Annotated in this window: 19 protein-coding genes; 6 read left to right on the forward strand and 13 right to left on the reverse strand. The window is 70.4% G+C overall.

Annotation, left to right across the window (positions count from 1 at the left end; translation table 11 throughout):
* Positions 1-78: 78 nt before the first annotated feature.
* The 6 genes from OG504_RS16245 to OG504_RS16270 form a co-directional block, all read right to left on the reverse strand.
* Positions 79-1497, reverse strand: a complete 1419-nt coding sequence (locus OG504_RS16245; RefSeq protein ID WP_405990480.1) for an NAD(P)/FAD-dependent oxidoreductase — start codon at positions 1495-1497, stop codon at positions 79-81.
* Positions 1498-1514: 17 nt separating this feature from the next.
* Positions 1515-2321, reverse strand: a complete 807-nt coding sequence (locus OG504_RS16250; RefSeq protein WP_405990481.1) for an ABC transporter permease — start codon at positions 2319-2321, stop codon at positions 1515-1517.
* Positions 2321-3253: an ABC transporter permease gene (locus OG504_RS16255; protein ID WP_405990482.1), complete on the reverse strand. Its 933-nt coding sequence runs from the start codon at positions 3251-3253 to the stop codon at positions 2321-2323. Before OG504_RS16255 ends, OG504_RS16250 begins: the two co-directional genes overlap by 1 nt.
* Positions 3250-4404 (reverse strand): ABC transporter ATP-binding protein, encoded by a 1155-nt coding sequence (locus OG504_RS16260; RefSeq protein WP_405990483.1) that lies wholly within the window; start codon positions 4402-4404, stop codon positions 3250-3252. The genes OG504_RS16255 and OG504_RS16260 overlap by 4 nt, the downstream gene beginning before the upstream one ends.
* Before the next feature lie 79 nt (positions 4405-4483).
* Positions 4484-5728: a PotD/PotF family extracellular solute-binding protein gene (locus OG504_RS16265; protein ID WP_405990484.1), complete on the reverse strand. Its 1245-nt coding sequence runs from the start codon at positions 5726-5728 to the stop codon at positions 4484-4486.
* Positions 5729-5843: 115 nt separating this feature from the next.
* Positions 5844-7382 carry a gamma-aminobutyraldehyde dehydrogenase gene (locus OG504_RS16270; RefSeq protein WP_405990485.1) on the reverse strand — a complete coding sequence of 513 codons (1539 nt, stop codon included), beginning with the start codon at positions 7380-7382 and terminating at the stop codon, positions 5844-5846.
* 211 nt (positions 7383-7593) lie between these two features.
* On the opposite strand from OG504_RS16270, the gene OG504_RS16275 reads away from it, so the two are divergent.
* Positions 7594-8187, forward strand: coding sequence for an NADAR family protein (locus tag OG504_RS16275; RefSeq protein ID WP_405990486.1), 594 nt, complete (start codon positions 7594-7596; stop codon positions 8185-8187).
* A gap of 577 nt (positions 8188-8764) precedes the next feature.
* Here OG504_RS16275 and OG504_RS16280 read toward each other — a convergent pair.
* Positions 8765-9595, reverse strand: a complete 831-nt coding sequence (locus OG504_RS16280; RefSeq protein WP_405990487.1) for a DUF4190 domain-containing protein — start codon at positions 9593-9595, stop codon at positions 8765-8767.
* Between the two features lie 774 nt (positions 9596-10369).
* On the opposite strand from OG504_RS16280, the gene OG504_RS16285 reads away from it, so the two are divergent.
* The gene (locus OG504_RS16285) at positions 10370-11449 is read left to right on the forward strand and encodes an adenosine deaminase (RefSeq protein ID WP_405990488.1); all 1080 of its coding nucleotides are present in this window, start codon (positions 10370-10372) and stop codon (positions 11447-11449) included.
* A gap of 36 nt (positions 11450-11485) precedes the next feature.
* Positions 11486-12172 carry a glycerophosphodiester phosphodiesterase gene (locus OG504_RS16290; protein WP_405990489.1) on the forward strand — a complete coding sequence of 229 codons (687 nt, stop codon included), beginning with the start codon at positions 11486-11488 and terminating at the stop codon, positions 12170-12172.
* Here OG504_RS16290 and OG504_RS16295 read toward each other — a convergent pair.
* Positions 12156-12821 carry an NADPH-dependent F420 reductase gene (locus OG504_RS16295; protein ID WP_405990490.1) on the reverse strand — a complete coding sequence of 222 codons (666 nt, stop codon included), beginning with the start codon at positions 12819-12821 and terminating at the stop codon, positions 12156-12158. The two genes, OG504_RS16290 and OG504_RS16295, sit on opposite strands and share 17 nt — an antisense overlap.
* 30 nt (positions 12822-12851) lie before the next feature.
* On the opposite strand from OG504_RS16295, the gene OG504_RS16300 reads away from it, so the two are divergent.
* On the forward strand, positions 12852-13220 hold the full coding sequence (locus OG504_RS16300; RefSeq protein WP_405990491.1) for a winged helix-turn-helix transcriptional regulator: 369 nt from the start codon (positions 12852-12854) through the stop codon (positions 13218-13220).
* Here the strand turns inward: OG504_RS16300 and OG504_RS16305 are convergent.
* Both OG504_RS16305 and OG504_RS16310 read right to left on the reverse strand, forming a co-directional pair.
* Positions 13202-15259, reverse strand: coding sequence for an RNA polymerase sigma factor (locus tag OG504_RS16305; protein WP_405990492.1), 2058 nt, complete (start codon positions 15257-15259; stop codon positions 13202-13204). The two genes, OG504_RS16300 and OG504_RS16305, sit on opposite strands and share 19 nt — an antisense overlap.
* Before the next feature lie 32 nt (positions 15260-15291).
* Complete coding sequence (locus OG504_RS16310; protein WP_405990493.1) at positions 15292-16575, reverse strand: alginate lyase family protein; 1284 nt, start codon at positions 16573-16575, stop codon at positions 15292-15294.
* Between the two features lie 283 nt (positions 16576-16858).
* On the opposite strand from OG504_RS16310, the gene OG504_RS16315 reads away from it, so the two are divergent.
* Positions 16859-18013, forward strand: a complete 1155-nt coding sequence (locus OG504_RS16315) for a serine hydrolase domain-containing protein (protein ID WP_405990494.1) — start codon at positions 16859-16861, stop codon at positions 18011-18013.
* Here OG504_RS16315 and OG504_RS16320 read toward each other — a convergent pair.
* Both OG504_RS16320 and OG504_RS16325 read right to left on the reverse strand, forming a co-directional pair.
* The gene (locus OG504_RS16320) at positions 18006-18533 is read right to left on the reverse strand and encodes a hypothetical protein (protein ID WP_405990495.1); all 528 of its coding nucleotides are present in this window, start codon (positions 18531-18533) and stop codon (positions 18006-18008) included. The genes OG504_RS16315 and OG504_RS16320 overlap by 8 nt on opposite strands.
* Before the next feature lie 64 nt (positions 18534-18597).
* Positions 18598-19242 (reverse strand): nitroreductase family protein, encoded by a 645-nt coding sequence (locus tag OG504_RS16325; RefSeq protein WP_405990496.1) that lies wholly within the window; start codon positions 19240-19242, stop codon positions 18598-18600.
* Between the two features lie 73 nt (positions 19243-19315).
* Between OG504_RS16325 and OG504_RS16330 the strand changes: the two genes are divergently transcribed.
* Positions 19316-19990 carry an IclR family transcriptional regulator gene (locus OG504_RS16330; RefSeq protein WP_405990497.1) on the forward strand — a complete coding sequence of 225 codons (675 nt, stop codon included), beginning with the start codon at positions 19316-19318 and terminating at the stop codon, positions 19988-19990.
* A 35-nt stretch (positions 19991-20025) separates the two neighbouring features.
* On the opposite strand, the gene OG504_RS16335 is transcribed toward OG504_RS16330, so the two are convergent.
* Positions 20026-21294, reverse strand: a complete 1269-nt coding sequence (locus OG504_RS16335) for an alpha/beta hydrolase-fold protein (protein ID WP_405990498.1) — start codon at positions 21292-21294, stop codon at positions 20026-20028.
* Positions 21295-21327 lie beyond the last annotated feature (33 nt).

Genomic DNA, 21327 nt, shown 5'->3' on the forward strand with positions numbered 1-21327 from the left:
GGAGGTCTCCGCCAGGCATTACGCGGGTTCCGGCACCCCGAAGGAGTGAACCGGATCACACCCGTCGGGCAGGCGGGCTCAGCTGTCGAAGCCGAGGCCCAGCGTGTCCATCGCCTTCAGCCAGAGGTTGCGCCGGCCGCCGTTGTTGTCCGCTCGGGCCAGCGACCACTTGGTGAGCGCGATGCCGGTCCACGCGAAGGGTTCGGGCGGGAAGGGCAGCGGCTTCTTGCGGACCATCTCCAGTTCGGTGCGCTCGGTCCGCTCCCCCGCGAGCAGGTCCAGCATCACGTCCGCGCCGAACCGGGTCGCGCCGACGCCGAGCCCGGTGAAGCCCGCCGCGTACGCGACCTTGCCCTGGTGGGCGGTGCCGAAGAACGCCGAGAAGCGCGAGCAGGTGTCGATCGCGCCGCCCCACGCGTGCGAGAAGTTCAGCCCCTCCAACTGCGGGAAGCAGGTGAAGAAGTGCTCCGCGAGCTTGGCGTACGTCTCCGGCCGGTCGTCGTACTCGGCGCGCACCCGGCCGCCGTAGGGATAGATCGCGTCGTAACCGCCCCACAGGATGCGGTTGTCGGCGGAGAGCCGGAAGTAGTGGAACTGGTTCGCCGAATCGCCGAGACCCTGGCGGTTCTTCCAGCCGATCGACGCCAACTGGTCGGCGGAGAGCGGCTCGGTCATCAGGGCGTAGTCGTAGACCGGGACGGTGTACGAGCGGACCCGCTTGACCAGGTTCGGGAAGATGTTGGTGCCGAGCGCGACCCGGCGGGCACGGACCGAGCCGTACGGGGTGCGTACGGCCATGCCGGCGCCGTGCGGCTTGAGGGCGAGGGCGGGGGTGTGTTCGTAGACGCGGACGCCGAGCCCGAGGCAGGCGCGCTTCAACCCCCAGGCCAGTTTGGCCGGGTTGAGCATCGCGACGCCGCGGCGGTCGTAGAGGCCGGCCAGGAAGGTCGGGGAGGCGACCTGTTCGCGGAGTGCCTCGGCGTCCAGGAACTCGGTGCCGTCGGCGAGGCCCTTGCTCTCCAACTCGCCGTACCAGTCATGGAGTTCCTCGGCCTGGTGCGGTTCGGTGGCGACGTCGATCTCGCCGGTGCGCTCGAACTCGCAGTCCAGGGAGTAGCGGGCGACCGCGCTCTCGATCTCGTCGAGGTTGCGGGCGCCCAGCTCCTCCAGCTTGTGGATCTCGTCGGGCCAGCGGGTGAGGCCGTTGGACAGTCCGTGGGTGAGCGAGGCGGCGCAGAAACCGCCGTTGCGGCCCGAGGCGGCCCAGCCCACCTCGCGGCCCTCCACCAGCACCACGTCCCGCTGCGGATCGCGCTCCTTGGCGATGAGCGCGGTCCACAGTCCGCTGTACCCGCCGCCGACGACCAGCAGGTCGCAGGTCTCGGCGCCGGTGAGCGCGGGCTGGGGGTGGGGTTTGCCCGGGTCGTCCAGCCAGAAGGGCACCGGCTGCGCATCCGCGAGCGAGCGGGCTGGATTCATCGCTATCACTGCTTTCATGCGGTGTTTCCGCTGGTTCAGCGGCGTGCTGTACGGGCTCGGCCCAGGAGCTGCGAGAGCGCGATGACCGCCATGGTCACCAGCAGCATCATCGAACCGATCACGTCGATCTGCGCGGGATAGGCGCGCTGTACGGAGCCCCAGATGTACATGGGGAAGGTCTCCCGCTGTCCCGCGGTGAACGCGGTGATGATGTAGTCGTCCACCGAGAGGGCGAAGGACAGCAGGGCGGCGGCGGCGATGCCGGGAGCGACCAGCGGCAGGGTGACCTTCATGAAGGTCTGTGTCGGAGTGGCGTAGAGGTCCTGCGCGGCGCGCTCCAGTGTCGGGTCCATGCCCGCGAGCCGGGACTTCACCGTCACCACCACATAGCTGAGGCAGAACATGATGTGGGCGATGGTGATGGTCCAGAAGCCCAGCGAGCCGGGGCCGATGGTGTTGAAGAACAGCGCGGTCAGGGTGGCGCCCATGACCACTTCCGGGGCCGCCATCGGCAGGAACAGCAGGCCGTTGATGCCGGAGCGGGCGCGGAAGCGGTGCCGGACCATCGCGAACGCGATCATCGTGCCGAGGATCGTGGAGACCACGGTCGCGACCAGGCCGATCTCCACCGACAGGCTCAGGCTCTGGCACATGTCGTTGCTGGCGCAGGGGTTCTTCCACGCGTCCAGGGAGAACTGCTCCCAGGTGTAGTTGAACCTGCCGACCGGCTTGTTGAACGACATCCACAGGATGATCGCGTTGGGCGCGAGCATGAAGACGAAGACCAGGACGGTCACGGCCGCCAGCAGGTGCTCGCGGATCCAGGTGAGGATTCTCGTCATCAGATCAGGTCCTCCGTGCCGGCCTTGCGGATGTAGATCATCACCAGGATCAGCGTGCCGACCATGAGGACCACGGAGATCGCGGAGCCGACCGGGTAGCCCGAGGACTGCCGCAGGAAGAGGTTCTCGATCTTCTGGCCGACGACGCCGGTGTTGGGGTTCCCCAGGAGCTGGGCGTTGATGTAGTCACCGACCGCCGGGATGAAGGTGAGCAGGGTGCCGCCGACCACGCCGGGCATGGACAGCGGCAGGGTGACGCGCCGCCAGGTGGTGTACGGGCTGCAGTACAGGTCGCTGCCGGCCTCGTGCAGCCGCGGGTCGATCTTCTCCAGCGAGGTGTACAGCGGGAGGATCATGAACGGCAGGAAGTTGTAGACCATGCCGCACACCACGGCGGCCGGGCTGGCCAGGACGTGGTCGCCGACGGTCCAGCCGAGGGCCGACGTCACCTTGAGGACGTGCAGGTCCTTGAGGGTGGTGGTGACCGGCCCGTTGTCGGCCAGGATCGTCTTCCAGGCGATGGTGCGGATCAGGAAGCTGGTGAAGGACGGCACGATCACCAGTGCCATCAGCAGGGTCTTCCACCTGCCGCCCTTGAAGGCGATGAAGTACGCCACCGGGTAGCCCAGGGCCAGGCAGAAGATCGTGCAGAGCACCGAGTACAGCAGCGAGTGGCCGTACTGCGGCAGGTAGTCCGAGATGGCGGTCGCGTAGTTGCCCCAGTGCCACGTGAGCTTGTAGCCCTCGTCGGCGCTGCCGGTCTGCACGGAGGCGCCGACCGAGGTGAGGATCGGCACGAGGAAGAAGGCGACCAGCCAGAGCAGGCCGGGCAGCAGAAGCAGCCAGGGCGTGAGGGTGGCGCGGCGGTCGGGCCGGTCCGGGCCGCCTTTCGCCGGGGGCGCGGCGGGTGGCGCGCTCAGGGTCGTGGTCATGCGGCGCTCTCCTCGTCCACGTCGGCGCCCGCCTCGATGTCCTGGGTGCCGTCGAGGCCGAAGCCCTGGCTGGGGTCCCAGTGGACGACGACCTCGGTGCCGGGGCGCTGGATCTCGCGGCCGGTGTTCTGCTCGAAGACGGAGATCTCCTCGCCGGACGGCAGCTTGACCAGGTACTGCGTGGAGACGCCGATGAACGACGCGTCGATGACCACACCGCCCGTGAGCCGGTTGGCACCCTCGGGGACGTCCGCCTCGGCCACGACGATCTGCACCTTCTCCGGGCGCACACCGAGGATGACCGGACCGGAGGTCGGCCGACATCGGCTCGCGAGGACCGTGAGCTTCTGGCCGTGCGCCGTCACACCGACCGTGTCGCCGCTGGTCCCGGCGATCGTGCCGGGGATCAGGTTGGACTGGCCGAGGAAGTTGGCGACGAAGGTCGTGCCGGGGTTCTCGTACAGCTCCTCGGGGCTGCCCATCTGCTCGATGCGGCCCTGGTTCATCACCGCGATGGTGTCGGCCATGGTCATGGCCTCCTCCTGGTCGTGGGTGACGTGCACGAACGTCAGGCCGACCTCCAGCTGGATGCGCTTCAGCTCGATCTGCATCTGGCGGCGCAGTTTGAGGTCGAGGGCGCCGAGCGGCTCGTCCAGGAGCAGCACCTGGGGCTCGTTGATGAGGGCGCGGGCCAGCGCGATGCGCTGCTGCTGGCCGCCGGAGAGCTGGGTGGGCCTGCGGCGCGCGAGGTGGCCGAGTTCGACGAGGTCGAGCATCGACTCGACCTGCTTCTTCACGTCCTTGACGCCACGCCGGCGCAGGCCGAAGGCGACGTTCTCGAAGATGTCGAGGTGCGGGAAGAGCGCGTAGTTCTGGAAGACCGTGTTGACCGGCCGCCGGTAGGGCCTGCGGCCGGTGACGTCCTCGTCGCCGAGGAAGATCTTCCCCGCGCTGGGCGCCTCCAGGCCGGAGACCATCCGCAGGGTGGTGGTCTTCCCGCAGCCGGAGGCACCGAGCAGAGCGAAGAAGGAGCCCTGGGGGATGGTGAGTTCGAGGTTGTCGACCGCGGTGAAGGATCCGAACCGCTTGGTCAGACCGGCCAGGCGGAGGTCCCCGCCCTCGCTGCGGCCGGCCACGTCTTGAGTGCTCATCCGAGCCTCTCCTTCGCTGTGCTTCTCGTCGCTGATGCGCTGTGGTGGTCCGTACGGCGCGTGGCCCGTACGGTGCGTGCTACTGACCCGTGACCTGCTGGAAGCGGCTGACGTAGTCGTCCAGTCGGGAGAGTTCCAGGGACATGAAGCCGTACGACTTCTTGCGCATCGCGTCGGTGGGGACGATCAGGGGGATCTCGACGGCGTCCGGGTCGATCTTCTTCAGTTCTTCGACGGCGCCGCTGACGCTGGGGACGTACTCGATCCAGTCGTCGAGGGTGGCGGCCACGGCGGGCTGGAGGTAGTAGTTGATCAGCAGCTCGGCGTTCTTCTTGTGCCGCGCGTAGTTGGGGATGACGAGGTTGTCCGACCAGGAGACGAGGCCCTCCCTCGGCAGGTCCACGGTGACCAGGTTCTTCTTGCCGAGCTGCGCCACGTCGCCCGAGTAGGCCATGGTGACGGCGGTGTTGCCCTGCTGGAAGTCGCTCAGGTAGTCGTTGCCGGTGAAGGAGCGGAACTGGCCGGTGTTCTTGGCCTTCCGCACGTAGTCCAGGGCTTCGTTGAACTGCGCGTCGGTGAACTTCGCGGGGTTGTGGCCGGTCGCGAGCAGCGCGGCGCCGATGGTGTCCTCCATCTCGGAGAACATCGCCACCTTGCCCTTGAGGTCGGAGCGCGTGAACAGGTCGGCCCACGAGGTGATCGGCTTCTTCACCAGGTCGCTGTTGTACGCGATGGTCGTGTAGCCGTACGCCCACGGCACGGAGAAGAGGCGGCCCGGGTCCTCGCTGGAGCGCAGGACGTCCGGGAGCATGTTCTTGTGGTTGGGGATGTTCGCCAGGTCGAGCTTCTGGATGTAGTTGTACTTGCGGTACTTGGGGAGCATGTAGTCGCTGACGACCATGAGGTCGTAGCCGGTGTCGACGCCCTTGACCAGTGACGGGTCGATCTTCGTGTACCAGTCGTTGTTGTCGTTGACGACTTCCAGGTACTTGACCGCGATACCGGTCTGCTTCTCGAAGGCGTCCAGGGTGGGCCGCTTGTTCGGGTCCTTGTCGTCCACGTCGATGTACGCGGGCCAGTTCGCCCAGACCAGCTTCTTCTCGGTGTCCGAGTGGTCCTTGGCGGCCCGGCCGATCTTCACCTTGTCACTGGCGGAGGCGGCTCCCGGCACTCCGCAGCCCGACAGAGCGGCGGCACCGGACACGACGAGGCCTCCGGCGACCGCGCCGCGCAGCAGCTGCCGACGGCTCAGGGCGGCGGCGGTGGAGGCGAGGCGGGTGCGGTTGATGAAGCGCGCGGGGTCGAACGAGCTGGAGTCGGTCACCGATCCGGCCTTTCTCTGAACTCAAGGGAGACTGGGCGGGTGGCCGCGGTCGGGCGGCCCGTTCACACCCGGCGGCAGCCGACTGTGTTGATATCCGGCCACCGCCGGGTGGCGGCTACGGTCGGTCCCCGAAGATCGTGCGGTGCCAGTCCTTCCTGGCGACCGCGGTGTTGTCGAACATGACGTGCTTGATCTGGGTGTACTCCTCGAACGAGTAGGCGGACATGTCCTTGCCGAAGCCGGACGCCTTGTATCCGCCGTGGGGCATCTCGCTGATGATCGGGATGTGGTCGTTGATCCACACGCAGCCCGCCTTGATCTCGCGGGTGGCGCGGTTGGCCCGGTAGACGTCCCGGCTCCACGCGGAGGCCGCGAGGCCGTACGGGGTGTCGTTGGCGAGCGCGATGCCTTCGTCGTCGCTGTCGAAGGGGAGCACCACGAGCACCGGGCCGAAGAGCTCCGACTGCACGATCTCGCTGTCCTGGGCGGCGTCCGCGACCAGGGTGGGGCGATAGTACGCGCCGTTCTTGAGATCTCCCTGAGGAGCCTCGCCGCCGGTCACCACGCGCGCGTAGTCACGCGCCCGGTCGACGAAGGCGGCGACGCGGTCGCGCTGGACGTGCGAGATCAGCGGCCCGAGGTCGGTGCCCGGGGCGAAGGGGTCGCCGACCCGGACGCTCGCCATGAGGGCGGCCGTCTTCTGGACGAACGCGTCGTAGAGGGGCCGCTGCACGTACGCGCGCGTGGCGGCCGTGCAGTCCTGCCCGGTGTTGATGAGCGAACCGGCGACGGCTCCGTTGACCGCGGCTTCGAGATCGGCGTCGTCGAAGACCACGAAGGGTGCCTTGCCGCCCAGCTCCAGGTGGAGGCGCTTGACGGTGGCGGTCGCGATCTCGGCGACGCGCTTGCCGACGGCGGTGGACCCGGTGAAGGAGGTCATGGCCACGTCGGGATGACCGACGAGATGCTCACCGGCGACCTTCCCCGCGCCGGTGATGATGTTGATGACACCGTCCGGGATGCCGGCCTCGGTGGCGGCCTGGGCGAACATCAGCGAGGTGAGCGGGGTCAGCTCGGCGGGCTTCAGCACGATCGTGTTGCCCGCGGCGATCGCCGGGAGGATCTTCCAGGCGGCCATCTGGAGGGGATAGTTCCAGGGCGCGATGGAGCCGACGACACCGATGGGTTCCCGGCGTACGTACGAGGTGTGGTCGCCGGAGTACTCACCGGCGGACTGCCCCTGCAGATGCCGTGCGGCACCGGCGAAGAAAGCCGTGTTGTCGATGGTCCCCGGGACGTCGAACTCGCGGGTCAGCTTGAGGGGCTTGCCGCACTGGAGGGACTCGGCGCGGGCGAAGTCGTCCGCGCGCTCGGCGAGCACGGCGGCGAAACGGTGCAGCGCGTCGGAGCGCTCGCCGGGTGTGGCGCCCGACCAGCCGGGGAACGCGGCGCGCGCGGCTGCCACGGCGGCGTCCACGTCGTCCGTACCGGCCAGCTCGTACGTGTAGACGTCCTCGCCGGTGGCCGGGTCGACGACGGCGTGGGTGTGGCCCGAGGTGCCCTTCGTCAGGCGGCCCGCGATGAACTGCGCGCCGTCCGCGAAGTACTCCTGTGCGGGGAATCGTTCCGGGGTGACGCTGCCCGGGTTGTGCATGTCGCTCTCCTCCGCCTTCGCCCCGCTTCGTCCGCTGGCGGGTGGCGTAGCTCCAGCTCGATTTGAATGCCGATCCTGACAGAGCAAAGGGACTCCAACAAGTGATTCCGTTGTTGCCTTTTGGTTACGCGACGGAATCTGTCGACCAGGTGTCGAGTCCTCATGGAAAAGGGGGGACGGAGTGTCAGTGGTGCCTGCAAGACTCGCGTGTATGGACAGGATCACGGGGAAGCTCGCGGCGGGGGCCGTGGAGAAGATCGACTCGCAGGAAGCCCTGATCAGGGAAGTGCGGGCCGGGACGAGGGTCAAGTACCTGCACTTCTGGGGTCACCGGCCGCGCCCGGACGGCCGCGTGGGCGCGAGCTGTCTGAGCCAGTGGTGGCCGTCGCCGTTCATTGTGGACGGGGTGCCGTATGCGACCGCCGAGCACTGGATGATGGCGGGGAAAGCGCGGCTCTTCGGCGACGAGGAGGCCCTCGCGCGGGTGCTGGCCGCGGGGCATCCGTCCCAGGCCAAGACGGCGGGGCGGCTGGTGCGGGGGTTCGACGAGGAGATCTGGGCGCGGGAGCGGTTCGGGATCGTCGTGGAGGGGAGCGTCCACAAGTTCACGGGGGATGCGGAGATGCGGGCGTTTCTGCTGGGCACGGGGGATCGGGTACTGGTGGAGGCGAGTCCCGTCGACCGGGTCTGGGGGATCGGGCTGGCTGCGGATGATGCGGCGGCGGGGGATCCCGAGCGGTGGCGGGGGCCGAATTTGTTGGGCTTCGCGTTGATGGTGGCGCGGGGGCGGTTGCGGGAGGTGTGACGGGCGCTGCGCGGCGCCAGGGCTTGGGCGGGGGCCGGACTGGGCTGGGCTGGGCTGGTCGGCACGGTCAGCGGGATGCCGGTGGTGGGTGGGTTGGGCTCGTTGCCGGGTGCGGGTGCGTGGGGGCTGGTCGCGCAGTTCCCCGCGCCCCTGAGGGGGTCGGGGTGGGCCGGGTCTGGGGTGGCGAGGGCGCCGGTGTCTGGTGGGTGGGTCGGGGTCGTGGCGGTACGGCGAGCCCGCCGCTTGCGGGGCCCTTCGGTTTTGCTACCACGGTTGAGCGGGTTGGTGCCGGGTACGCGGCGGGCTGCGCCGTACCGCCACGACCCACTCCCGTCTCGTCGGCGGCTACGGGCTCGTGGACCATCCCGGCCGGTTCCGGGTGGGGTTGCCGGAATGGTGATCCGGACAAGTTGGAGCTGGGGCGGTCGCCTGTACCCCTAAGTGCGGCGGAGGCTCGAAGGGGACGGGGCACCCGGGTGGGAGACGTGCCCATGATCACGGGCACGGGCACGCCCGCGGTGGAGTGAGTGCGGCTCGGTTGCCGTGGGTGTGAGGTGGGGCTTCTGCCGGGGCGGGGTCAGGTCTGGGGCAGGGCCGGGGCCGTCAGGCTGGGGGCCGAGTTGTAGAAGGGGTCCGTGTCCGAGGTGTCGGTGCTGTCTCCGTGGTTGATGGCGTACACGATGGTGGCGATCATCGCGGCGGCCGTGATGACCCCCAGGACGGTCCCGATGATGCCGGTGATGAAACCCGCCTGGGCCTGACCGCGGTTCGTGGCCTCGCCCCGGTCGGCCCGCCTCTTGCCCTTGACGCCGAGGATGATCGCGGCGATGCCGAGGCCGAGGGAGACGACGCCGTAGAAGCAGAACAGGCAGCAGGACAGGATGCCCAGCACCATCGCCGCGGTGCCCATGTTGTTCTGCGGGGCCATCGGCATACCGGGCCAGCCGTAGCCCTGCGGGTAACCGGGGTATCCGTAGCCGTTGGACATGCCGGGGGCGCCCGGCATTCCCGGGCCGCCGGGCATTCCCGGGCCGGGGCCGTTCGGTGGGCCGGGCTGGGCGTAGCCGCCGGGGGTGTTGGGCTGGCCGTAGCCGGGAGCGCCGTAGGCGGGGAGGCCCGGGGGTGTGCCGGGTGGGCCGTAGGCGGGGGCGCCGGGCGCGGGGGCGGTGGAAGCAGGCGGGGCGAAGCCGTCGGACGGCATGGCGGTCACCGTGGCCTGGCTGTGCACGGACGGCGACTGCGGCGGAGGCTGCTGGTCCTGCGGAGCGGCCCACTGCCCGGGGGCGGGCTGCTGTCCCGGCGCCGGCTGCTGCGGCACGTTCTTCTCCAGCGACGGCTTGCTCTCCGGCGGTGCCCACGGATCGCGGTTCGCTCCCGCGCCGCCGTCCGGCTGTGTCTGGTCCCCCACGTCGTGTCCCCGTCCCCGTCGGTCGATCGTCAGACCGACCATGCTAGAGCGTCCCCGGCCCAGCTCCGCCACGTGGGCTGGCCCGGATGCCGTCGGCATCACCGGACACCATGGACGGCACCACGGACTCCGACCCCTTGTACAACTCCGCCCCCAGCCCGACGGCCCCGGGCCCGACCCCGCCCAGGCAGGAGCCGCGCCTCACAGCCACGGCAGCCGGCCCGCATTCGCCCCGCTGCGGGTGTGCCCGTGCCCCTGATCGTGGGCACCTCACCCACCGAGGTGCCCCGCCACCGGCACCAGGGGTACAGGCTCCGCTCATGCTCGTCGAGCCACCGCCGCACCCTAGATCGCGTATCCCCGCCTGGAATGGGCCGGGATGGACCATGAGCCGACAGCCGCCGACGAGACGGGAGTGGGTCGTGGCGGTACGGCGCAGCCCGCCGCGTACCCGGCACCAACCCGCTCAACCGTGGTAGCAAAACCGAAGGGCCCCGCAAGCGGCGGGCTCGCCGTACCGCCACGACCCCGACCCACCCACCAGACACCGGCGCCCTCGCCACCCCAGACCCGGCCCACCCCGACCCCCTCAGGGGCGCGGGGAACTGCGCGACCAGCCCCCACGAACCCGCACCCCACAACAAACCCAAGCCCCCCGTCCCCCTCGCAACCGCACCCCTGCCCACCCCGGCCTACGATGATCCCGAGTCATCGATCAGCCGATCATCCGCGTCCCGCACGGCACTGCCCGGGACGCCGTTCCGGGGAGGAACCTTGTCCGACCAGAGCTCCGACCACAGCGCCGTACCCGCCGCCGGTCAGGCCCGTGACCTGCATGCCTTTATCGCCGGGCTGCCGAAGGCCGAGCTGCATGTCCATCACGTCGGCTCCGCCTCCCCGCGGATCGTCTCGGAGCTGGCCGCCCGGCACTCCGACTCCAGGGTGCCCACCGACCCCGAGGCCCTGGTCGACTACTTCAGCTTCACGGACTTCGCGCACTTCATCGACGTGTACCTGTCCGTCGTAGATCTGATCCGCACGCCCGAGGACGTACGGCTGCTGACCTACGAGGTCGCCCGGGACATGGCCCGGCAGCAGGTGCGGTACGCCGAGTTGACCATCACGCCGTTCTCGTCGACCCGGCGCGGGATCGACGAGCGGGCCTTCATGGACGCGATCGAGGACGCCCGCAAGGCGGCGGAGGCGGAGTTCGGGACCGTGCTGCGGTGGTGCTTCGACATTCCCGGTGAGGCGGGGCTCGAAGCCGCCGAGGAGACCGCGCGGCTCGCCACCGAGGACCGGGTACGGCCGGAGGGGCTCGTGTCGTTCGGGCTCGGCGGCCCGGAGATCGGGGTGCCGCGGCCGCAGTTCAAGCCGTACTTCGACCGGGCCATCGCCGCCGGTCTGCACTCCGTGCCGCACGCCGGTGAGACCACCGGCCCCGCGACGGTCTGGGACGCCCTGAACGACCTGCGCGCCGAGCGCATCGGTCACGGCACCACCTCCGCCCAGGACCCGAGGCTGCTCGCGCATCTCGCCGAGCACGGCATCGCGCTGGAGGTCTGCCCGACCTCCAACATCGCCACCCGCGCGGTCCGCACGCTCGACGAGCACCCGATCAAGGAGTTCGTCAGCGCCGGGGTCGTCGTCACGATCAACTCCGACGACCCGCCGATGTTCGGCACCGACCTCAACAACGAGTACGCGGTCGCCGCCCGCCTCCTCGACCTCGACGAACGCGGTGTCGCCGACCTCGCGAAGAACGCCGTAGAGGCCTCCTTCCTGGACCCGGCGGGCAAGGCCCGTATCAACGACGAGATCGACACCTACACCTCGACGTGGCTCGCCCCCTGACAACCGGCGCGTCCTGACAACCAGCAGAATGGGCCCATGCAGAACGTGACCGCCGTGGGCCATCGCGGCGACCCCTACCGTGTCCGCGAGAACACCATCGACTCGCTGCGTTCCGCGCTCGACCAGGGCGCGGACGCCGTCGAGTTCGACGTACGGCTGACCCGTGACGGCGTCCCCGTGCTGCTGCACGACGAGACGCTGAAACGGCTGTGGGAACTGGACCGGCCGCTGAAGTCGCTGTCGGTGGACGAGGTGCGCGGGCTCACGGACGGCCGGGTGCCGACGCTGGTCGAGGCGCTGGCCGCGACCGAGGGCAGCCGGGTGATGGTCGACCTGCCCGGCCCCGCCGACCCGCGGGCCGTGCGCCGGATCGTGGACGAGATCCGCGAGTACGGGGCGGAGGACCGGGTGTACTACTGCGCGGGCGCCGACGCCATGCTCGCCGTCCGCGCGACCGACCCGTCCGCCGAGATCGCCATGACCTGGACCTCGCTCGCTCCCCCGCGCCCCGCGGTGCTCGAAGCGGTACGGCCGCGCTGGCTCAACTACCGCTTCACGCTGGTCGATCGGGATCTCGCCGCCCACGTCCACCGCGAGGGCTACCTCCTCTCCGTCTGGACCCCGGACACCCGACGCTCGATGCGCCGCCTCCTCGACATGGGCGTCGACTCGATCACCACCAACCGGGTCGACGTGCTCTGCGGGCTCAGGAAGAAGGGCTGAGAGGGGACCCCAGTGGCCCCGCCAACTCCCTTGGCGGGGCGATGGATCGAGCGTCCACCCCCTCCCCCACCCACAGCCGGATCAGCAGCGCGGCGGTCGCCTCCAGCAGCCCCGCACCCTGCTCCAACTCCCCTGCCCCGAACGGCTCGCACCCCACATCCCGCACCAACTGCCCTACGACCGCAAGGGCTTCGACGTCGTCCCCGCTCAGCGGAACACCCAGCGGGCGACCGTCGAACACCGGCGGTGTCAGCCGCCAGACGTCCTCGTGGCAGAGGTTGAACGCCTTGACGACGCGCGCCTCGGGGCCCGCGGCGGCGGCGAGTTGCTCAGCGACGGAGGGGCCACCCGCGGTGAGCAGTCGGAAACCGGCGCCGACGGGGTTCGTGCAGTCGATCAACACCCTTCCGACCAAGGGGAGTTGCCGGGCCACTTCCGTCGCGACGTCCCACGGCAACGCGACCAGTACGGCGCCGGTGCCGAAGTCGGCGGCCTCGCGGAGGCTGCCGGAGAGGCCTCCCCGTCGCCGGGCCAGTGCCTCCGCCCGGCCCAAGTCCCGTCCGCCGAACAGCACTTCGTGTCCGGCCCGGATCCACTGCGCGCCCAGCGCGTCCGCCATCCCGCCCGTGCCGAGAATTCCTATCTGCATGCCACGACAGTAGGAAGCCGCTCGGGCACCATGTGGTTCGTGACCTCCGACCAGACGTTCCTCGCCGACTGCCGGGCCCGGCTCGCCTTCGACCTGCTGGGCAACACCTGGAACTGCGTGGTGCTGTGGGCGCTACGGCACGAGCCCCGGCGGCCGGGTGAGTTGCGCGGGCGGATCGGTGGGATCAGTCAGAAGGTGCTGACGGAGACGCTGCGGCGGCTGGAGTTCAACGGGCTCGTGGCGCGACGGTCGTACGGGGGTTCACCACCCCGCGTGGAGTACGAACTCACCGCGCTGGGACGGACGTTGCTCGACCCGATCGACGCGTTCGGGGCCTGGGCCTTCGAGCACGGTGACGAGGTCGTGGCCGCGCAGGACGACTACACGCGGGACTTCTGAGCCACGGTCGCCGGGTCGGCCGGGGTGGTGCGGGTGACGTACTGGGGTATCGGGGTGTTGTCCTTGCCGGTGTCCCGGGTGAGGCCGTAGCGGGTCGCGCCCTGGGTGGGGCCGGTGGTGATGTCCTTGTCCACGGCGTCCCAGGTGGTGGGGAAGACGTTCAGGCCGTAGTCCGCGCCGCGTTCGTTGACGGTGAGGGTGACGCTGCCGTCGACGTAGAAGTACTCGTTCTGCCACATCTGTTGGGTGCCGGTGGGCAGGACGTCGTAGCCGGTGGTCGAGCTGCCCATCCCGGTCGCGGTGGTGTCGGTGGTGCTGACGGGGTCGTCCATACGGCGGCCGCCGCCCGAGGCCACGTGGAAGAGCTTGCCCTTCAGGGCGGTCCAACTCGGCATCACCACCGCGCCGTTGCGGTACTGCGGCGAGAACTGCCAGCGGACGAGGACGTAACCCTGGCCGCTGAGCGTCACGTTGTCCCCGCGATGGTTCATCGTGGCGTGCGCGCCGCCGGTGCTGGTGACGCCGGAGGCGGGTCGGTGCGGGAGCGCCGCGGGCGGGGTGTCGGGGTCCGGCGCCCGGTCCACGGCGTCGACGACCGAGCCGTAGGGGCCGGTGGCCGTCTTCGACGGGGAGGTGGACGGGGACGGAGACGGGGAGGGCGACTTGGACGCGGACCGTGAGGGTGACGCGGGGGTCGTCGGGCTGCCGGTTCCCGGGCCGGGTGTGATGGCTGCGGCGGTGGGGGTGAGGGCCTTCGGGGGTGGGTCGTTCGGGGACTGGGTGACGACGTAGACGCCGCCCGCGGCGATCGTCGCGCCGGCCGCCACGGCGACGGCGGGCTTGGTCAGCACCCCGAGCACCTTGGCGGACCAGCCGGCGGGAGCACCGACCGAACCGGCGATCCCGGCCGAGCCCGCGGCCCCGGAGGCTCCCGCCGAACCCGCGACGCCGGAAGCGCCGACGGCCCCTGCCGAACCTCCGATGCCCGAAGCTCCCGCGGCGCCGGCGGTCCCGGCCGCTCCCGCCGAGCCCACGGAACCCGCCGCTCCTACGGCTCCCGCCGAGCCGACCGTGCCCGCGGAACCGGCGACGCCCGCAGCACCCGCAGCACCAGAAACCCCGGCCGCCCCGGCGGAACCAGCGACGCCAGAAGCGCCCACCGAGCCCGCGAACCCCGCCGCACCCGCGACCCCACCGGCGGCCCCGCCCACCCCACTCGCCCCGACCCCAAAGGCAGCCCCGGCAACCCCCGCCGCGGCCGCCGCCGTCTTCGCCCCGAACGCCAGCGACAGCGTGAAGCCGAGCGGCAGCGGGACGAGGGCGATGCCGACAAGGAGGCGCTCCGCCGGTACGACGGACTCGCGCGGGTCGCCGCAGTAGGCGCAGCCGCGCAGGTGCCGGGCCAGGCGTTTGCGCCAGACCGAGTCGCGGCGGCCGTCCCAGCGGGCGGTGACGTCGCGGAGGTCGGGGCAGGCGCCGTCGAGGGCGCGGACGACGCCTCGGGCGGTCTCCAGGCGTTCCTTCATGCGCTGGACGCGGACCGCCGCGTGCTGGCGGCTGATGCCGAGCGCCGACGCCAGTTCGCGGCGTGTGAGTTCGCCCGCGACCTCCAGCCACCACAGGGAGAGGAGCTGGCGGTCCTCGTCGTCGAGCCAGCGCACCGCCTCCGCGACCTCGCGCCGCTGGCCCTCCAACTGAAGCCGCAGGACGGTCAGTTCGGCGAAGTCGGCCGCGTCCCCCGGCAACCCGTCGGGCAACTGGTCGGGGGACTTCCGACGGCGCGCCCGGTCCCGTATCTGGCGCATGGCGATCGCCACCAGCCAGGAACGGAAGCTGTCGGGGTCGCGGAGCGAGCCGAGGTGGTCGACGGCGCGGAGCATCGTCTCCTGGACCACGTCGTCCACGTCCGCATGGCCGTTGAGGGCGCGGCCGACCACGTTGTAGACCAACGGCAGCCAGCCCGCGACCAGTTCGTCCAGCGCCCGCCGGTCACCCGCCTGCGCCGCCGCGATGGTGGAGCGCCACTGCCGCCCGTCCATGTCGCTCCCCGCCCTCCCGACCTCACCCGATGTCACTTGCTGTACAGCAGCGTCCCGAAGCCCAGTTGGTCGAAACCGCCGCTGTTCGGGCCGTAGTCACCGCCACCGCCCTCCGCACGCACCTTCTCAGCCATGAGCGTGATGAACGGGGTGGAGAGGCGTCGTCGGCGGGCGTAGTGGTTGTACAGAATCTCCCAAACCGGGCGAACGGCGCCGCGGGCTATGTCGGAGATCACAGGCTGTTCCAGGTACTTGCCGTTGCCCTGACCGCTGCGCCAGCCGTAGGTCGTGAAGGGCACGGCCGCGCCGAGGTTGTACTTGGCGACGTACTCCGCGGCCTTCATGAACCGGTTGTCGAGGTAGCCGTAGAGGTCGACGTCCTGGTTCCAGGCCATCTCGCAGATCGCGCCCATGAGGCCCATGCCCATCATCGTGTGGCCCTGGTCCCGGCCGCTCTCCTGCCACTGGGCGAGGTCCTGGCCGGCGTAGACGAAGGGGATGGCGTTCTTGAACGAGCCGTTGCCCGCGCCGGACTTCATGTAGGTGACCGCGCGCCGGAAGGTGGCGCGGTCGTCGCAGAGGATGCCGGTCGCCATGAGCGAGGCGACGTTGCAGAGGTCCCAATTCGCCCAGTAGTTGCTGATGTTGGCGGTGTTGTGGTTCGTCAGGAAGTCGATGTTCATCGGTGTGAACACCGTGCGCAGCATCTTCTTGAAGCGGGCGAACTCGAACTGCGGGTGGTCGCGGACGAGTTCGGCGGCGTTCGCGAACTGGTAGCCGTAGATGCCGGCGGCCAGGAAGCGGTCGGCGTTGCCGTTGACCGAGGTGAGCGTGGCCGACCAGGCGTTGAGGATGGCGACGGCGGTGTCGCCGTTGGCCTTGGTGCCGCCGATCTGCCAGCGCAGGGCGTTCTGGTAGGCGGCGTGGATGTCGTTGTACAGCGTGACGTAGTTCTGGCCGGTGCCGCCGCGGACGACGACGGCCTGCGGGCGGGGCTGCCAACCGCTCGCGGAATGGCGGTTGTCGGTGAGCCGCGTCCAGCCCTTCAGCCAGGGGTCCTTGCGGGCGGCGACGCGGACCTTGGCGCGGTGCAGGTCGCCGGCGTTGTGGAGCATGCCCGGGTGGACGAGGGCCTGCGGCCGGGCGGTGGCGGTGCCGATGGCCGTGCCGGTCTGCGCGGCGTCGGCCCCACCGCCGGAGAACGCGGCGATCCCGCCGCCGACCACGCCCGCCGCCGCGACTCCGCCGCCGAGGGTGAAGAGGCCCCGGCGGGTGAGGCGGTGCCTGTTGGTGGGCTTGCGTGCGCTGGTGGCCATGTGGGTGGCTCCGGTGCGTGAGGAGACTGGGGACGCAGAGGGAGACGGAGTGAAGGCTTCCGCGATAACAGTTTTTCCGACGCCGGCTTCAACTCCGTCCTCAACTCCGAGTTCGCCGTGCCGAGTTGAATCCCGTAAGGGGCATCCCCCACAACCCCCGTGTCCTGTACGGCAGTTGGTCCGGGCCACACCAGGGGTGACACCCTCCTCGCCGACGATCCGCCTACGACCGCGCGGGGCGAGGCTGATCACCGACACCCACCGGAGATCCCAGGAGCATTCTGTGCGCACCCGCCACCGCACCACCACCGTTCTCACCGCCTCCCTCGTACTCGCCCTCGCGGCAGGCCCGTTGGCGGCCCCCGCGTTCGCCGCGCCCCCGTCGGCCACCGCGCGGCACACGACCGCACCGGACGCCGACGCACTGCACGCCGCGCTCGCCGGGCTACCCGACTCCGACGCGACGGCGGCTCTCGTACGGGTCGGAGGCACGGACGGGACCTGGCGCGGGAGCGCGGGTGTGCACGATCTGGAGAGCGGTGCGGCCGCCGACCCCGACGCGCGCTTCCGGGCGGGTTCGACGACGAAGGTCGTGACGGCGGCGACCGTGCTGCGGCTCGCGGCGCGGGGGCAGGTCGACCTGGACACCCCGGTCCAGCACTACCTCCCGGGGCTCCTCACCAAGGCCTTCGAACCCATCTCCGTACGGCAGTTGCTGAACCACACCAGTGGCATCCAGGCCGGTGACGGTTTCGGGGACGCCTTCGAGGACCAGTACGCGCACCGCTTCGACACCCTCACACCGAGACAGGTGGTGGCGTCGGCGGTGGCGAAGGGCCCGGAGTTCAGCCCCGGCCAGGGGCAGGACTACCTCAACATCAACTACACGATCCTCGGCCTGCTGATAGAGAAGGTCACGGGCCACTCGTACGCCTCGGAGGCCACCCGGCTCGTCCTGCGTCCGGCGGGCATGCGGGACACGTACTTCCCCGGCACCGACCCGTACATCCGGGGCCCGCACAACCACGGCTACCAGCTGGTCCAACAGGACGACGGCACAACGGAGTTCGTGGACGTCACCGACTGGAACCAGGCGGACCGCTGGGCGGCCGGCGACATGATCTCGACGACAACCGACCTGGAACGGCTGGTCACGGCACTGTTCCGGGGCCGGATCGTGCCGGGTCCGCAGCTGAAGGAGATGTTCACGGTCCCGGCGGGCATCGAGGGCGCCACCTACAGCGCCGGGCTGCAGCGGTTCGAGTACGGCGGCAAGGTGTACTGGCTCAAGTCGGGCTCCCGGTACGGCTACAGCGCCGTCGTCCTCGCCACCCGCGACCTCTCCCGCACCCTCGTCTACTCGGTCAACGCGACGGACGCGAAGGGCGAGTCGATGAACGCGGTCGCGGAGCGGATCGCGCTGGCGGCGCTCAAGTAGCCGGGGCGAGGGCGGGAGTCGGCGCGAGCGTCACGGCCTCCAGGCGCTTGATCATCCTCCGTACGACGTACAGCGGGATGATCCCGACGACTCCGAAGGACATGTCGATCACCGTCCACCAGAAGGGAATTCCGCGGATCGGTCCGCAGATCAGGGCGAGCGGAACGATCCCGGCGCAGGCGATCATCCCGAACTCGACGACCCAGATGTTGCGGACCGGGTCGCGGTAGGGGCCGTAGAAGGCGACCGCGATGACGAGGTGGGCGAAGGCCAGCCAGTCCGTGCCGTAGAGGAGGAAGGGGTAGTCGGTGTCGGCGGTGTCGAGTCCCTGTCGTACCTGCACGATCCAGTCCATCAGGGTGGGCAGGTAGTGCGGGACGGACAGGGACCTCAACACGTCCTCGGTCCAGCGGAGTTCGTGGACCAGCGGGAAGGCGGTGGCGCCGCTGAGCACCAGGCAGACGACGAACAGGACCAGCCAGGCGCGGATGCCCTTCAGGAGGGCGGCTCTGTCGCTCATGGCAGCAGCGTACGCCGAGAATTGAACACGTTCAAAACAATCCCCGAAAGCCTTCTCCGCCGCGTCACCACGCGTCCCAGTGGAGGACCTCCTCGCGAGGGATCCGGCGGGCCGGGCGGAAATCCGTGCCGAGGGTGTACGCGACGGGGATGAAGGCGACCTGCATGACGTCGTCGTACGGGATGCCGAGGACGCGGGCCGCCTCCTTCTCGTGGACGAGGTTGCCCGTGGTCCAGCAGGTGCCGAGGCCACGGGAGCGGGCGGCGAGCATGAAGCTCCACACGGCCGGGAGGATGGATCCCCAGGTGCCCGCCTGGCGGAGCACGGGTGCGTCGTCGGTACGGCCCTCCACGCACGGGACGACGATCGCCGGGACCTCGTGGATGTGCTCGTAGAGGTGGGTGGCGCCGGAATACACACGCTCCATGTGCGCGACATCTGCGCGGCGCACGTCGCGCTCAGGGACGGGGTCGGAGACTCCCGGTGTGCTCACCCCGGCCCGCCACACCTCGGCGAGGGCGGCGCGGCGCTCCGGGTCGGTGACGATGACGAAGTGCCAGCGCTGGCGGTTGCGTCCGGTCGGTGCCTGGACCGCCAAGTCGACGCATTCCTGCAGGAGTTGACGGGGTACGGGCCGGGTGAGATCGAGGCGGTGGCGGACGGCCCGGGTGGTGGACAGGAGCTCGTCGGAAGAGAGGTCGAGAGTCATGCGTTGACCCTCGCGGAGCGTGCCGGGCGGCGACAACGTCCGGCTTTCACTGGATGAAAACGTGGGGTGCGGAGTGGCCGAGAGCGTGGCGGGGCGGGTCTTCTCGGTGCTGGACGCCTTCGTGGGCGCTCCGGACGCCCTGCGGCTGACGGACATCGCGCGGCGGACGGGGCTGCCGGTGCCCACCGCGCTGCGGATGGTGCGCGAGCTGGTGGCGTGGGGTGGGCTCGAGCGGGCGGCCGACGGCTCCTACCGCCTGGGCACCCGCATCCGGGCGCTCGGTGCGGCGGCGCCCTGCCCTCGTGGGCTGCTGGACGCGGCGCTTCCCGCGCTCCGTACGCTGTCCGCGCGCACGGGTGGGCACGCCGACATCGCCGTTCCGGCGGACGGTACGGCGCTGTGCCTGGTCAGCGGTGAACGGCTCCCGCTGTACGCGACGGCCGCGGGGAAAGTCCTGCTGGCCCACGGACACGGGCCGCCGGCCACCGTCGAACGCCACACCCCGCACACGCTGACCGCGCCGGGCCCCCTCGGCGCCCAGCTGTCCCGTGTCCGCGCGACGGGCCTCGCCACCGCGCACGAGGAGTACCGGACGGGCGAACTGTCACTGGCCGCGCCGGTGTTGAGGGGTGGCATCACGGTGGCGGCCGTCTCGGTCACGGCGGCAACGAGCACGCCGTACGACCGGCTGGGCGCCGCCGTGCGGGTGGCTGCCGCCGCTGTCGGCCGGGTGCTGGACGAGCCGTAGCGGCGTCGGCCCGCCTGCGCTGACGTAACTCCGGCTCAGCCGGCGACCTGCGGGAAGAAGGCCGTGCGGGTCAGGAAGTCCTTGAGGTCGAGGCGCCAGGCGAACCAGTTGTGGCCGCCGTTGACGAATCCGGGGGTCACGGGGACGGCCGCCCGGTTCAGCAGGGTGATCTCGCTCGCGTGGTAGTAGTGGCTGGGGTCCTGCCAACCGCCGCCGACGAAGATGCTCACCTGCCGTAGCGCTGCGGCCTGTTGGGCGGTGAGGGCGGTCGGCAGCGTGTAGTTGCCGCGCAGGCCGGGGCTCATCGCGCCGTACGAGCCGAAGGCCTCGGTGTGCTCGAAGAGGAGCGAGTTGGTGAGGGAGGCGCCGTAGCCGAGGCCGGCGGCGGCTCGGCGGGCCGGGTCCGTGGAGACGCGGTAGTGCGAACCGACGTACGGGACAAGGGTGTCGATCAGGTTGGCGTCGAACGACGCGTAGTTCGTCGAGTCCGGGTAGCCCGCCGTGTTGGGCATCACGACCACCATCGGCTGGATCTGGCCGGTGGAGATCAGGTGGTCGAGGATGGTGCCCGCGTCGCCCTGGGTGCTCCAGTCCATCTCGGTGCCGTCGCCGCTGAAGAGGTAGAGCGTCGGGTACGGCTGCGCGCGGTGCGGGTCGTAGCCGGGCGGGGTGTAGACGGAGAGGTAGTTCTCGCCGGGTGGGGTGAGTGAGGTCGGGGACCGGTAGGTGACGTGGGTCAGCTTGCCGTGGGTCCGACTCGGGCCCTGCCAGGCGTAGTTGACCGTGTCGAAGGCCGGGTCGGCGGGGACGTACACCTGGCTGGTCGCCTCGACCGTGCCGGTCACCTTGCCGTTGTGCTCGTTCCAGGGCGGGTTGGCGGGGTCGGAGTGAGCTGTACAGCCGGTCTGGGTCGGGTCCGCGCAGTCGACGTAGAAGGAGTAGGTGAAGACGCCGGACGGGAGGGGCGTTGTGTACGTCCACACTCCCCCGGCGCCCCTTTTCATGTCCACCACCGGCCAGTTGGCGGCCGGGGAGTTGGGGTACGCGATCGGGATGTCACCGGGCCGCCAGTGCGCGGGCGTTGTCCCCGGTGTCTCGACGGTGCTGCCCTCGGGGCTGGAGAGGGCGGAGAGTTCGTAGGGGTTGGCGAAGTACCACTCGCCCTTGAGCTGGACGCGGGTGGCCTTCGAGTCCCGGTAGCGGAAGGTGACTTGGTAGCCGGTGGGCGCGGTGCGGGTGTGGGTCACCTGCGGCGAAAGAGGCCGCGTGGTGGAGCCGTGGGCGGCGGCCGTGCTGCCGCCCACGGTCAGGAGAAGCGTCGCCAGGAGGGCGAGGAG

This window comes from Streptomyces sp. NBC_00986 (genome assembly GCF_045162565.1).
Taxonomy (GTDB): Bacteria; Actinomycetota; Actinomycetes; order Streptomycetales; family Streptomycetaceae; genus Streptomyces.

Bases quoted from the DNA above. Each gene is read 5' to 3' on its own strand.
- OG504_RS16250 (WP_405990481.1), bottom strand. From the start codon at position 2,321: ATGACGAGAATCCTCACCTGGATCCGCGAGCACCTGCTGGCGGCCGTG.
- OG504_RS16270 (WP_405990485.1), bottom strand. From the start codon at position 7,382: ATGCACAACCCGGGCAGCGTCACCCCGGAACGATTCCCCGCACAGGAG.
- OG504_RS16275 (WP_405990486.1), top strand. From the start codon at position 7,594: ATGGACAGGATCACGGGGAAGCTCGCGGCGGGGGCCGTGGAGAAGATC.
- OG504_RS16305 (WP_405990492.1), bottom strand. From the start codon at position 15,259: ATGGACGGGCGGCAGTGGCGCTCCACCATCGCGGCGGCGCAGGCGGGT.
- OG504_RS16320 (WP_405990495.1), bottom strand. From the start codon at position 18,533: ATGAGCGACAGAGCCGCCCTCCTGAAGGGCATCCGCGCCTGGCTGGTC.
- OG504_RS16310 (WP_405990493.1), bottom strand. From the start codon at position 16,575: ATGGCCACCAGCGCACGCAAGCCCACCAACAGGCACCGCCTCACCCGC.
- OG504_RS16295 (WP_405990490.1), bottom strand. From the start codon at position 12,821: ATGCAGATAGGAATTCTCGGCACGGGCGGGATGGCGGACGCGCTGGGC.
- OG504_RS16245 (WP_405990480.1), bottom strand. From the start codon at position 1,497: ATGAAAGCAGTGATAGCGATGAATCCAGCCCGCTCGCTCGCGGATGCG.
- OG504_RS16260 (WP_405990483.1), bottom strand. From the start codon at position 4,404: ATGAGCACTCAAGACGTGGCCGGCCGCAGCGAGGGCGGGGACCTCCGC.
- OG504_RS16325 (WP_405990496.1), bottom strand. From the start codon at position 19,242: ATGACTCTCGACCTCTCTTCCGACGAGCTCCTGTCCACCACCCGGGCC.
- OG504_RS16290 (WP_405990489.1), top strand. From the start codon at position 11,486: ATGCAGAACGTGACCGCCGTGGGCCATCGCGGCGACCCCTACCGTGTC.
- OG504_RS16300 (WP_405990491.1), top strand. From the start codon at position 12,852: ATGTGGTTCGTGACCTCCGACCAGACGTTCCTCGCCGACTGCCGGGCC.
- OG504_RS16255 (WP_405990482.1), bottom strand. From the start codon at position 3,253: ATGACCACGACCCTGAGCGCGCCACCCGCCGCGCCCCCGGCGAAAGGC.